The organism is Helicobacter pullorum NCTC 12824 (genome assembly GCF_017979475.1).
Lineage (GTDB): Bacteria > Campylobacterota > Campylobacteria > Campylobacterales > Helicobacteraceae > Helicobacter_D > Helicobacter_D pullorum.
This window is the reverse complement of sequence record NZ_JAERIT010000008.1, coordinates 37,231-49,176: the sequence shown is the minus strand read 5'-3', so window position 1 is coordinate 49,176 and position 11,946 is coordinate 37,231. Positions and strand designations below refer to the sequence as shown.

11 protein-coding genes and 2 tRNA genes are annotated in these 11,946 nt (G+C 34.5%); 2 read left to right on the top strand and 11 right to left on the bottom strand.

Annotation, left to right across the window (positions count from 1 at the left end):
* Positions 1-22 precede the first annotated feature (22 nt).
* The 8 genes from rplT to JJQ98_RS06645 all read right to left on the bottom strand — a co-directional run bounded on the left by rplT (position 23) and on the right by JJQ98_RS06645 (position 8,672).
* Entirely contained in the window at positions 23-376 is a 354-nt protein-coding gene (gene rplT / locus JJQ98_RS06680) for a 50S ribosomal protein L20 (RefSeq protein WP_005021287.1), read from the bottom strand.
* 97 nt (positions 377-473) lie between these two features.
* The gene (gene rpmI / locus JJQ98_RS06675; protein WP_005021283.1) at positions 474-668 is read right to left on the bottom strand and encodes a 50S ribosomal protein L35; all 195 of its coding nucleotides are present in this window, start codon (positions 666-668) and stop codon (positions 474-476) included.
* A gap of 24 nt (positions 669-692) precedes the next feature.
* Positions 693-1,208 carry a translation initiation factor IF-3 gene (gene infC / locus JJQ98_RS06670; RefSeq protein ID WP_005021282.1) on the bottom strand — a complete coding sequence of 172 codons (516 nt, stop codon included), beginning with the start codon at positions 1,206-1,208 and terminating at the stop codon, positions 693-695.
* On the bottom strand, positions 1,205-3,022 hold the full coding sequence (gene thrS, locus JJQ98_RS06665; protein ID WP_151105277.1) for a threonine--tRNA ligase: 1,818 nt from the start codon (positions 3,020-3,022) through the stop codon (positions 1,205-1,207). Before thrS ends, infC begins: the two co-directional genes overlap by 4 nt.
* A gap of 99 nt (positions 3,023-3,121) precedes the next feature.
* Positions 3,122-5,908, bottom strand: a complete 2,787-nt coding sequence (locus tag JJQ98_RS06660; RefSeq protein WP_151105276.1) for a cytochrome c biogenesis protein CcsA — start codon at positions 5,906-5,908, stop codon at positions 3,122-3,124.
* A 66-nt stretch (positions 5,909-5,974) separates the two neighbouring features.
* Positions 5,975-6,571: a SoxW family protein gene (locus tag JJQ98_RS06655; protein WP_054195075.1), complete on the bottom strand. Its 597-nt coding sequence runs from the start codon at positions 6,569-6,571 to the stop codon at positions 5,975-5,977.
* Between the two features lie 38 nt (positions 6,572-6,609).
* The gene (gene hemH, locus JJQ98_RS06650; RefSeq protein ID WP_151105275.1) at positions 6,610-7,575 is read right to left on the bottom strand and encodes a ferrochelatase; all 966 of its coding nucleotides are present in this window, start codon (positions 7,573-7,575) and stop codon (positions 6,610-6,612) included.
* Positions 7,576-7,640: 65 nt separating this feature from the next.
* Positions 7,641-8,672, bottom strand: coding sequence for a bifunctional 3,4-dihydroxy-2-butanone 4-phosphate synthase/GTP cyclohydrolase II (locus JJQ98_RS06645; RefSeq protein WP_065826970.1), 1,032 nt, complete (start codon positions 8,670-8,672; stop codon positions 7,641-7,643).
* A gap of 330 nt (positions 8,673-9,002) precedes the next feature.
* Between JJQ98_RS06645 and JJQ98_RS06640 the strand changes: the two genes are divergently transcribed.
* Positions 9,003-9,077: transfer RNA gene (locus JJQ98_RS06640), tRNA-Gln, on the top strand.
* Positions 9,078-9,112: 35 nt separating this feature from the next.
* Positions 9,113-9,189: transfer RNA gene (locus JJQ98_RS06635), tRNA-Met, on the top strand.
* 5 nt (positions 9,190-9,194) lie between these two features.
* On the opposite strand, the gene JJQ98_RS06630 is transcribed toward JJQ98_RS06635, so the two are convergent.
* Genes JJQ98_RS06630 through murA form a run of 3 tightly spaced genes read right to left on the bottom strand, consistent with a single transcriptional unit; the run spans position 9,195 to position 11,940 of the window.
* Positions 9,195-9,728, bottom strand: coding sequence for a hypothetical protein (locus tag JJQ98_RS06630; RefSeq protein ID WP_151105274.1), 534 nt, complete (start codon positions 9,726-9,728; stop codon positions 9,195-9,197).
* A gap of 11 nt (positions 9,729-9,739) precedes the next feature.
* Positions 9,740-10,675 (bottom strand): 16S rRNA (cytosine(1402)-N(4))-methyltransferase RsmH, encoded by a 936-nt coding sequence (gene rsmH / locus JJQ98_RS06625; protein WP_151105273.1) that lies wholly within the window; start codon positions 10,673-10,675, stop codon positions 9,740-9,742.
* Positions 10,672-11,940, bottom strand: coding sequence for a UDP-N-acetylglucosamine 1-carboxyvinyltransferase (gene murA / locus JJQ98_RS06620; RefSeq protein ID WP_151105272.1), 1,269 nt, complete (start codon positions 11,938-11,940; stop codon positions 10,672-10,674). Before murA ends, rsmH begins: the two co-directional genes overlap by 4 nt.
* Positions 11,941-11,946: the final 6 nt, after the last annotated feature.

The window sequence follows — 11,946 nt, the reverse complement described above, 5'->3', positions numbered from 1 at the left end:
CCCAAGTAGGGAATCGTTGGTTTTATAAAGCTTTTTTTGCACTTTCTACAATTTTTGCAAAACTTTGTGGTTCATTCATTGCAATATCTGCTAGAATCTTTCTATCTAATGCAATTCCAGCTTTTTTTAAGCCAAACATAAATCTTGAATAGCTAATTGCATTGATTCTGCAAGCTGCATTAATCCTTACAATCCAAAGCTTTCTAAAGTCTCTTTTCTTTTGTTTTCTATCGCGGAAGGCATAGCATAGACTTCTTTCTAGCTGTTCTTTTGCTTTTCTAAAGTGTTTGTGCCTTGCACTATAAAATCCGCGTGCTAATTTTAGAATCTTTTTGTGTCTTCTTCTGCGGACGACACCTGTTTTTACTCTTGCCATATAAAATCCTTTACCATATTGTGGTGTGGTATTTCTACCAAACTTGCCCTATAAACTAGGGGAATGACATACTCTAAATTGTATGAAACTTTAAACTTTATGCCATACAAAGCATTTTTTTAACTGATTCAATGTTGGCATCATGAACATATTTTGGTGCATTAAGATTTGCAATTTTTCTTGGACGCTTTTTTGTCAAAATATGACTTTTAAAAGCAGAACCGCGTTTAATGAGATTTTTTTTGAGTTTAAATCTCTTTGCTGCACCACGATTTGTTTTCATCTTTGGCATTGCTTTCTCCTTTCATAAGATAAATTATTTTTTTGGCGTTACTAGCATATTGACATAACGCCCCTCAACTTTATAATCTCTATCGATATTTGCAACATCTTCGAGCATTGAGGCAACTTTGTTTAGCACTTCAAAACCTACTTGAGGTTCGCTTACTTCTCTTCCACGCAAAAATACTCGGAATCGAACATGTTTGTTTTCTTTTAAAAACTCTTTTGCATGTTTGACTTTGTAATTAATGTCATTTATAGCAATTTTTACTGAAAGTTTAATTTCTTTAATTTCAATTTGCTTTTGTTTTTTCTTTGCCTCTTTTTGCTTTTTTTCTTGTTGATAACGGAATTTTCCATAATCCATTATCTTGCATACAGGAGGCTTTGCATCTGGAGCAATTAGCACCAAATCCAAGCCCTTATCTTCTGCAATTTTTAATGCTTCTTGTGAGCTGATTAGTCCATATTGCTCACCATCATCACCTACACAACGAATCTCTGGAAAATCAATCTCCTCATTGAGGATTACATCTACATTTTTACTCAAAAGCTGACCTCACGCATTTTCTCCTTTGAAAATTTAATAAATTCATCAAACCCCATAGTGGATTGTTGTTTCTCTCTTCTATCGCGGATTGCAATGATTCTCTCTTCTTGTTCTTTAGCACCCAAGATGAGTATCATAGGAACTCTTTGTTTTTCTGCATTTCTAATGCGTTTATTAAGCGTTTCGTTTTTGTTGTCAATTTCTGTATAAACACCGACATTCAAAAGAGTATTACGCAATTCTTTTGCATAGGATTCTTGGGATTCCCCGATTGGAATAATGATAGCTTGTGTTGGAGCAATGAAAAATGGGAATTCTCCACCAAAGTGTTCGGTTAAAATCGCAATAAATCTCTCAAAACTACCTAAAATAGCCCTATGAATCATAACTGGCTGTTTGGAAGAGTTATTTTCATCAGTGTATTCTAACTTGAATCTATCGGGGAGATTCATATCAATTTGCACAGTCCCACATTGCCATTTTCTGCCAATAGCATCTGTGATTTTGATGTCTATTTTGGGACCATAAAAAGCTCCACCACCTTCATCGATTTTATAAGGGATATTGCAGCGATTCAAGGCATTTTTTAATGCTTCTGTGGCTTCTTCCCATACTTCATCGCTACCAATGGATTTTTGTGGGCGTGTGGAGATTTCCATTTCATAGCTAAAGCCAAAAGAATCCATAATTTTTTTGGTAAAATCAATGATATTTTCTACTTCTATTCCAATTTGGCTTGGACGACAAAAAATATGTGCATCATCTTGTGTAAATTCTCTAACGCGTAAAAGCCCATGCAATACCCCACTTTTCTCATGCCTATGGACTACTCCATATTCATAGAAGCGTAAAGGCAATTCTCTATAGCTTCGTAAAGCGCTTTGATAAACTTTGATATGTCCTACACAATTCATAGGTTTAATTCCATATTCTACGCCATCAATGGTTGTAAAATACATATTTTCACCATAGTTAGCATAATGTCCGCTTGTTTTCCAAACAGCACTTTTAAGAATCTCAGGACCTCTTACAGGCTCATAACCTCTTTGAATTAGGGCTTTGGTTAAGAGATTTTCAATATTTCTGCGTAACCTAGAGCCTTTTGGTAGCCAAATGGGCAATCCAGCTCCGATTTCTTCATCAAAAGTAAAAAGCTCCATTTCAGTACCAACTTTTCTATGGTCGCGTTTTTTAGCTTCTTCCATTTGGTGTAGATATTGATTTAAGCTTTCTTTGTCAGCAAAAGCAATTCCATAGATTCTTACTAACATTTCTGCTTTTTCATCACCCCCCAAATAAGCTCCAGCAATCTTGGTGAGTTTAAAAGCATTGAGAAGTTTTAGTGTTGGTAGATGGGGACCGCGACAAAGATCTTCAAAATCGCCTTGTGAATAAATACTTAATCTCCCATCGCCTTCAGGAATCCTACTAATAACTGCTTGTTTTAAATCGTCATTTTTGAATTTTTCAATGGCTTTGTCGCGAGGTAAATAATATTTTGTGATTTTTTCGCCTTTTTTGGCGATTTCTTTCATTTTGGATTCGATGTTTTTTAAATCTTCTTCGCTAATTTTTTGATTTACTCTAAAATCATAATAAAAGCCTTCTTCCACCACAGGACCAACAAAAAATTGTGCTTCAGGATAGAGGCTTTTAATCGCTTCTGCCATCAAATGAGCGCAAGTATGTCGCATAATTGATAGGGATTCTTGAGAATTATCAAAATAGATAGGTGCGCCTTCTAATCCAAGTTCAGAAGCAGTTTGTGTATCATAAATCTCGCTATTTATCTTAAAACCAATGATTTGGGACATTAAAATATTGCCTTTTGAAATGAAAATTGGGAAAGATTATAGCAAAAAAAATAAAAAATATGGCTTAATTAATCTCTAAAAGAAAAAGTCTTTTTGAGATTAATTAAGTTTGGGGGATTGCAAATCGCTTTTTCGTGCAGCTAATAGGATTAAAAGAATGGTTGCAGCAACAAAATAATATAGGAATGCTGGGACTGGAATAGGATCTCCTGCGGCATAGGAATGTAACCCAGAGAGGTAAAAATTTACTCCAAAGTAAGTCATTAAGATTGAATAAAATCCAATTACAGATAATGTTGCAAAAACATAAGGATTATCACCTTTTGGCAAGAATCTTATGTGAAGGACGATAATATAAACAACAATGGAAATTAACGCCCAAGTTTCTTTTGGGTCCCAACCCCAATATCTTCCCCAAGATTCATTTGCCCATACTCCACCTAAGAAGTTTCCAATTGTAAGCATGGCAAGCCCTAGAATCATAGCCATTTCATTGATGGTGTGTAAGGTTAAAATAGTATTGTCTATTTGAGGGTATTTTGAACTTCTAAAAATAAATAATCCCAAAGTGATAGCCCCAAGCATAAAGCAAAGTCCCAAGAAACCATAGCTAGCTGTAATAATGGAAACATGGATATTAAGCCAATAGGATTTTAAAACAGGGACAAGATTACCAATTTGTGGATTCATAAAGCCCAAATGTGCCACAAAAAGCGAGATTCCTGCTAGAAAACTAGCAGTGGCAAGGGCAAGGTAGCTTTTTTTGAAGAAAATTACTCCCGCAATCCCTGCTGCCCATGCAATATAAATCATTGATTCATAAGCATTGCTCCAAGGGGCATGCCCTCCGACATACCAACGCACTCCAAGTCCGATTGTGTGGATTAAAACCAATAAAGCAATGAAAATATGAATGGCTTTGTTAGCAAAGATATTAACGCTTTTGTTTCTAAAAATCTGCACCAAAACAATAATAAATAATATAACACCTGCTAAAATGTATAAAGGAGTTAGATTATCAAAGATATTATAGTGATTTAAAAGAATTTCTAAGTCGATTTTGCTTTGTGGTGGGAGAAGGTCAGTGCCAAATTTGCTTTGGATATTTTTGAGTGCTTCTATGGCTAAATTTGCATTTTCCCAATTATTTTCTACTAAACCTTGATGAAAACTCATAAAATATGCGTTAAAAAGTTTGTGAATCTGCTCTCTATCTTTTTCTTGAAAGCCTGCCATGGCTTCTGTTGGGGCATACCAAGTGGTAGTTTGTCTGCTAAAATCTGGTATGATTCTAAGTGATTGAGCGGTATAGATAAGATAGGCTACATTGATTCTTTCATCAACTTCAATAATATCTTTATCAAATTTATCTCTCATTGCTGGTTTTTTGCGATTTGCCTCTTCAAGATAATTGAGAAGTTTATATTGATTATCGACAAAAACATCTTCAAAAGCAATATATTTTTGATTTTTTTCTACTCCGATGAGTTCTTTAAGTTTTGGGGTAGAAATTGCAATCATCTTAATTTTTTTAAATTCATTAGGATACATCATCATACCCAAAAAAAGTTGCATATTGCTAAGCCCCAAAAAATTATCTTTTTTGGTCATTTTGTGGATATATTCCATGGCAAGGGTGTCCATAGGTTTGATTCTGCCCCCAAAATCTTGAACAAGTATTTTCCCAAAAAGTGCAGAATGTGGAGCGGATTTTTCTTTGAGATTTTGGATTAAGTCCAAAACACTTTCGTTTGTGATTGGCGGAATCTCTGGAATTGTAGCATCATTTTGTGTCGCATTTAAAGGGGTTTGGAGGGCAAAGGCACTCAAAGCCAAAGAGGCAGCAAAAACGAGATTTTGTGCTTTGAGATAGCGACTAAGTTTATAGAAGCGACCATTTTTGGCAAAAAACGACCATAAAAGCCCTAATGTCAGCATAGCATAACCGATATAAGTGGGTATTTTGCCCGGATCGCGATTGACGGATAAAATTGTGCCTTGTTCATCTTGATCATAAGAGGATTGAAAGAAACGAAAACCTCCATAATCTAAGACATTGTTCATAAAGATGCGATAAGGTTTTTCTAAGTTTTTTGTTTCGTCAATTACAATAATTTCAGAAGCATAAGAAGAAGGACTCATAGAACCAGCATACCGGTCTAGTTGAAAGTCTTTTAATTCAATGCTAAAGGGTAGGGTGATTGTTCTTGTCCCCCATTCTAGTGCAAATTGTGAATTTCCTAGGTTAAAGGGGATTGGAGATTGTCCCATTACATTTTTTTCTATTTCTGTAATTTGTGTGAAGCCTTGATAGCTGATTTCTACTTTTAAGGTATCAAGTGTAGTTTTATCCTTTGCGGGGGTATAATCAAGAAATTTTATTTTTAGTTCATCATTATCAAAAGGCAAGGTGTAATTAAATTTATCTTGCACTAAAGGGGTAAGTGTTGTGGGGAAAAATGCACGATAATATTTGCCATCTAGTTTTGCAAAGATAGTTAAAAATTCTTCTTGAGATTGTAGGGTATTGCTCTTTTGCCCCTCGCGTATGTGCATTACCCCTTCAAATCCATAATATCTAGTCATAGCAGCACCGATAAAAATTACAACCAAAGAGGAATGAAAAAGAAAGCTCGCATATTTTTTTCTTTGCCAAGCACGAGAAAGTAAGAGGAGTCCTATAAGATTTAAAACCAAAAGAATATGCAATAAATCAAACCATTGTGTATTATATACAAGTGCTTTTGCGGAGGGAGTTCCATAGTCATTTTCTACAAAAGTTGCGACAGCACAAGCACTACCATAAGCCAAAAGCAAAACAATTGTAATCCAAAAATTACAAAATCCCTTGATTGTGTTGTTAATCAAAATACGCAGTTGATTCATAAAGTCCTTTCCACAAAGAATGAATTTTGGATTCTACAATATCTAAAAATAACCATTGATAAACAATTAAATGTTTTTAGATTCAAAGATGGCTTGCAATTCTTGGGAAATTTCTTTTTGTTCTTTGGATTCTAGGCTGGGATTTTGCAGGAATTCTAAAGTTGCCATAAACCTTTCTTTTGGCATATAACCCGGATAAATAAAGAGGATTTTTCCCTTTGGTGTGAGAAAAACAAGGGTGGGAGTAGGTTTGATATTGTAGATTTGTGCAAATTGTGCTGTTTCTTGAGGTTTTTCCAAAAAATCAATAGCGTGTGTTTTAGAATAGCTAAGATTGATATAATAGGGAGAAAATTGTTCTTGTAGAATCTTTTTTATTTCATTGTTGCTGCGGATTAATTCCTTTAATTTATCGCAATAAATACAACCATTTGCCGCAAAAACCAAAAAATAGGGTTTGTTGTCTTTAGTAGAGATGGTTTGTGTTTCTAAAAACACATCAGCGACTTCTTTGTAAGAATTTTTATCTACATTTTGCATTGCATCAAGCTGCTCTTGTGTATTTTTTGTGCCACTAGAGACGATATTTGAATCTATTTTTTCTTCGCAACCAACTAGAAAAAATGCCAAAACTATGCACCAAATTTGTATGATTTTTTTCATTTTTTACCTTTTAGTTTAGTGATTTTAGATATGCACTTTTATGCTTTTGTGCATTCATTTCCTTTTTTGATAATGAAATTTGCAAATTCTTTGCTATCATTGAGGCATCTTGCTACACGATAGTCTAAAATTCCTAAATTCTGTGATACTTCTTTATACTGAATGGAAAGTTCAAAGTCTGTTTCTGAATTGTCCATACTAAAAGCAATGGGGTAAATTATAACTTTTTTGTTCTTATATTTTTTTAAAGTATTCTCTAAGCTTGGTTCTAGCCACTTAATGGGTCCAAGTTTTGATTGATAAGCCACTTGAATGCTAGCAAAGTTTAGTCCTTCTTGTGGCAATAACTTTTTTAGGATATTGACATTAGCTAGAATCTCTTTTTGATAAGGGTCGCCCCTATCGATATTTTTTTGTGGGAGAGAGTGGGCAGAAAAGATGAGGTGAAAATCATTAGAATCTTCATTATTAAGGGATTCTTTAATGCGATGAATGATAGCTTTATTGTAATCTAAATCATCAAAATAATTTTTAATAAAATGTATTTTTGGGTGATAATTCAAAGTCTTTAAAGCATATAAAAAATCCTCATAAGAACTTTGAGTAGTGGTGTAGCTAAAATGTGGATACATGCTAAAAAGCACGATTTCTTGGATATTTTTGCTTTGTAGTTCCTTGGCTACCATATTGGCAAAAGGCGGAGTATAACGCATCGCATAAGTATAAAAATAGCTTTCATCTAGCGATTCTAGAGTTTGGCATAGTTTAAATGTATGCTCTATTATGGGAGATTTTCCGCCGATTTTTTTATAATTATTTTGGGATTCTTCAAGGCGTTTGTGGGTAATGAAATTTGCTAGAATCTTGCGAAAAAAATCACTTTTGATAGGCAGGATATAGGGGTCATTAAACATATTTTTCAAAAAAATTTCTACTTCATTAAGGGAGCTTGCTCCCCCCATATTTAAAAGGATAATAGCTTTTTTGGGTGTATTTTTTTGCATTTGTTACCTTGTTGTATTTTGATTTGGTTTGTGCGATTGTTGCAAACTTAAAATGGATAATGCTTTTATACTTCAATCCTTTCTAGTATTTTTAGGTTAAATCCACTAAGCATACTGCACTCATTTTCGTCAAAGTTGGAAGTTGTAAGCAGTCTAAAATCTTCAATTTCAAAGCTCTTTAGGATTTGTGCGCCAATTCCAAGTTCTTTAATATCTTTGCTAGTTTTGGTTTTTAAAAACACTAAGTAACCACCTTCTTTTTTCAAAATTTCAATAGAACGCATTAAGCCTTTGAAGCTTATTGTGTTTTCCAAAAGCTCCAAATCCTCTTTGATAGTGTGGAATTTGACTAAGGGTTTTTGTGTGGGATTACCAAATTTAAAAATACTATGGATTTGATTGAGGTGATCTTTGATTTTTATTTTTGTTGCTTTTGTATCAAAAAATTCTACTTCCTCTTGAGAGATGATTGTGGTGAGTTTTTCGAATTTTAGGCGGTATTGAATCAAGTCAGAAACATAAAGAATCTTTAAATTGTGTTTTGTGGAAAACTCACTTAAGAATCTATCTCCTCTTTTTGCCATCATTCCATCTTCTTTCATAATCTCACAAATTACGCTAATGGGTTTTAATCCAGCAAGACGGCAAATATCTACACTTGCTTCAGTATGCCCTGTGCGTTCTAATACTCCGCCTTCTTTGGCAATTAAAGGGAAAATGTGCCCTGGACGCACAAAGTCATTTGGATTGGCATTGGCTTTGCACATTAGATTGATAGTCAAATCTCGCTCATAGGCAGAGATTCCGGTTTTGGCTTCTTTTGCGTCAATGGATACAGTAAAGGCGGTTTCATGGTTGGAGCTATTATTGCTAACCATGGGGGGTAAATCTAGCGATTGTGCAATTTCTTTTGTGATAGAAACGCAAATCAATCCTCTAGCTTCTTGTGCCATAAAGTTGATTTTTTCAGGGGTGCTAAAGATCCCTGCCATAACCAAATCGCCCTCATTTTCTCTATCTTCATCATCCATTATAATAATCATTTCGCCATTTTTGATAGCTTTGATTGCTTCTTCTACTCTTATAATTGTTTCCATAAGTTATACCATGTAATTAATTTGTAAATGTGAGGGATTATACAAGAGTTTCTATTAGAATATAGTTAAATAATATGTATTCAATATATAACCAATATATAATAAATAATGTAATTAATATGTAATTAATAGTAATAAACATATTTTAAACATATAATCAATATGTAAAATACTATTAAATAATATATTCTCAATATATTAATAATACATTATGAAATATTGTTAAACTATTATTAAAATCAGGCAAAATAATTTAATGAGTGATATAAAATCAAAGTTTATATTGACATTAATAAATAATTTGGCTATAATTTCACTTCTTAAATTTGTTGGGGTATCGCCAAGCGGTAAGGCAGCTGGTTTTGGTCCAGCCATTCCGAGGTTCGAATCCTTGTACCCCAGCCACTTTCAAAATCTTTCAATTTTTTAATAATTCTTATCGCGGGGTAGAGCAGTCCGGTAGCTCGTTGGGCTCATAACCCAAAGGTCGGTGGTTCAAATCCGCCCCCCGCTACCAAATTCCTAAAAATCTAGTTCATGCGTTAAATTTCTAAATTTAATATCTTCTAATTGTTTTTTAATTTGTTTGTTTTCTTCGTTGAGTGAATCAAGTTGTGTCTGCAGCTGCACGATGTTGCGGCTAGTGTAATAAATATTATTGCGAATATAAATTTTGGGAATAAAAAGTAAAAGCACAAAAAACATTACCCCAAATGTAATGCACACCATTTTAAAAGGAATTTCCTTTGTGGGTTCATCAATAGAAAGCTCGTTGAGTTCCTCTTTTTCTTGTGTATCAAGGGTGATATTTGGAGATTCTTGATTGGCAGTAGAATTAGAAGAAATAGAATCTAAGGAAGTAGAATCTTCGGGGAGTGATTCTAGTTGTGAAGTTTGGTTGGGCTGATTGTGCATTGTTGCGTGGCTGGCGTGTTCTTCTAGGAATTCTAAATTTTCTTGAGTGATTTCACTTTCTTTTTTAAAAATCTTGTTTAGGAAGTTGGTTTTTTGGATTTTGTCGCTTTCTTTGAGGCGTAAATCACCATAAGATTCCATCTTATCTTCCTTTAGCTAAAAAATTCAAATGCACGCAATTTTGCACTGCGAGAGCGAGGGTTTTCTTGAATTTCTTGGGCTGTGGCTGTGAGTGGCTTTTTGTAGAGATTCTTGCCTTTTTGGTGGTTTTTTCCACATTTGCACAACATAGCTTCTTGTGGGCAAATGCAAGGATTTTCCCATTTTTTAAAATAAGTTTTTATTATCCTATCTTCTAATGAATGGAAAGAAATAATGCAAAGTCTAGCTCCATTTTGTATTTTGTGAGTTTCAAAAATTTGCAATAATCTTTCAAGTTCGCCTAATTCATCATTGACTTCAATCCGTAGGGCTTGAAAGGCTAGGGTGGCTGGGTGGATTTTGGGGTGTTTGAAATGCCTAGCAATAAACTCGCTAAGTATTTTTGCGCTAGTGATTTTTTCTTTTTTGCGTAATTCTATGATGCAATGGGCTAGTTTTTTGTATTCTCTAATCTCTCCAAAATTTTTAAAGATTCGCTCTAGTTCTGGGAGAGAGTAGGTGTTGATAATGTCTTTGGCATTGAAATTTTTAGTTTTATCCATTCGCATATCCAAAGTTTCAGATTCAAAGGAAAATCCTCTTTCTTTGTTGTCAAATTGCATTGATGAAACACCAATATCGGCTAATATTCCTACGATATTTTGTTCTTGAGAGAGGATTGTTTTTAGGGTTTCGCTAAATTTGCCATATTTTATGCTAAAGCGGTCTTTAAAGTTTTCTAATCGTCTTGTTGCAAGAGCAATAGCGTCATTGTCTTGATCAATGCCAATGATTTTTAGTTTTGGATATTTTTCTAAGAGTGCTAGGCTATGCCCCCCAAAACCAAGTGTGCAATCAATCAAAATTCCTCCATTTTTTGTAATTAGTTCATTCTCAAAAGTCTCTAAAACTTCTTGTTTTAAAACTGAAATATGTGGAGGATTCATTCTTTTTCTCTTGTGATTTTAGCACCAAGTTTGGTGAGTTTAGATTCTAAAGATTCATAGCCTCTATCAAGGTGGTAGATGCGATGGATATTGCTTTCTCCCTTAGCGACAAGAGCAGCTAAAACCAATGCACTAGAAGCACGCAAATCTGTTGCCATTACATCTGTCCCATAAAGCTTGCTTTTGCCTTGAATGGTTGCTGTATTGCCCTTTAGCGTGATGTTTGCACCCATTCTTTGGAGTTCGCTTACATGCATAAAGCGATTTTCAAAAAGACGCTCTTGGATAATGCTGCTCCCTTCACATTGTGTGGCTAAAGCCATAAATTGAGCTTGCATATCTGTTGGAAAACCGGGATATTCTGTTGTTGAAAGCTCAAATGCTTGTGGGTTTTGTGTGGGATAAATCGTGATAGAATCTTGACTAAATTGCAGTTTGAAGCCAATCTCTTCAAGCTTAGAAATAATTGCTTCTAAATGCGTTGGATTAATGTTGTTAAGCGTAATTTGAGAGTTTGTGATTGCACCAGCGCAAAGATAAGTTCCCGCTTCAATTCTATCAGGAATGACGCAAATGGGTTTTGGGAAAATTAGTGGTTGCATATCTGTCCCATAAATTTCAATTTCATCACTTCCGATACCTTGAATATCAATCCCACTTTCTTTTAGGACTTCACAAAGTTGCACCACTTCTGGTTCTTTTGCGGCATTGATAATTTTGGTTTTGCCCTTAGCCATTGCTGCTGCCATGAGGATATTTTCTGTGCCTGTAACAGTGATTTTGTCAAAATTTATTACATTTCCCTTTAAGCCATTTTTGGCTTCTGCAATGATATAGCCCCCTTGTATTTGAATCTTTGCTCCCATTTTTTTTAGGGCTTTGATATGCAAATCTACGGGTCTAGCACCAATTGCACAACCACCGGGCAAACTAACTTCGCAATACCCAAATCTTCCCAAAAGTGGTCCTAAAACAAGGATTGAAGCACGCATTTTTCGGACAATGTCATAGTTTGCTTTGGTATTGTTTAAAGTAGAAGTTATGATGGTTTTAGTATGATTGTCGATTTCTTGAATACCACATCCAAGCATACTAAGCAGGGATAGAAAAGTTTTGATATCAACTACTTCAGGCAAATTTTCTAATGTAATCTCATTTTTTGCTAATGTGCTTAGAGCAATGAGCGGCAAGGCGGAGTTTTTTGCTCCAGAGATTCCAATAGAGCCTTGCAGTTTTGATTCCCCGATAATTTTTAAAAAATCCATTATTGT

Excerpts from the sequence above, each read along its gene's own strand:
- hemH (WP_151105275.1), bottom strand. The coding sequence starts at position 7,575 with ATGCAAAAAAATACACCCAAAAAAGCTATTATCCTTTTAAATATGGGG.
- JJQ98_RS06630 (WP_151105274.1), bottom strand. The coding sequence starts at position 9,728 with ATGGAATCTTATGGTGATTTACGCCTCAAAGAAAGCGACAAAATCCAA.
- thrS (WP_151105277.1), bottom strand. The coding sequence starts at position 3,022 with ATGTCCCAAATCATTGGTTTTAAGATAAATAGCGAGATTTATGATACA.
- rsmH (WP_151105273.1), bottom strand. The coding sequence starts at position 10,675 with ATGAATCCTCCACATATTTCAGTTTTAAAACAAGAAGTTTTAGAGACT.
- rplT (WP_005021287.1), bottom strand. The coding sequence starts at position 376 with ATGGCAAGAGTAAAAACAGGTGTCGTCCGCAGAAGAAGACACAAAAAG.
- JJQ98_RS06655 (WP_054195075.1), bottom strand. The coding sequence starts at position 6,571 with ATGAAAAAAATCATACAAATTTGGTGCATAGTTTTGGCATTTTTTCTA.
- JJQ98_RS06645 (WP_065826970.1), bottom strand. The coding sequence starts at position 8,672 with ATGGAAACAATTATAAGAGTAGAAGAAGCAATCAAAGCTATCAAAAAT.
- murA (WP_151105272.1), bottom strand. The coding sequence starts at position 11,940 with ATGGATTTTTTAAAAATTATCGGGGAATCAAAACTGCAAGGCTCTATT.
- JJQ98_RS06660 (WP_151105276.1), bottom strand. The coding sequence starts at position 5,908 with ATGAATCAACTGCGTATTTTGATTAACAACACAATCAAGGGATTTTGT.
- rpmI (WP_005021283.1), bottom strand. The coding sequence starts at position 668 with ATGCCAAAGATGAAAACAAATCGTGGTGCAGCAAAGAGATTTAAACTC.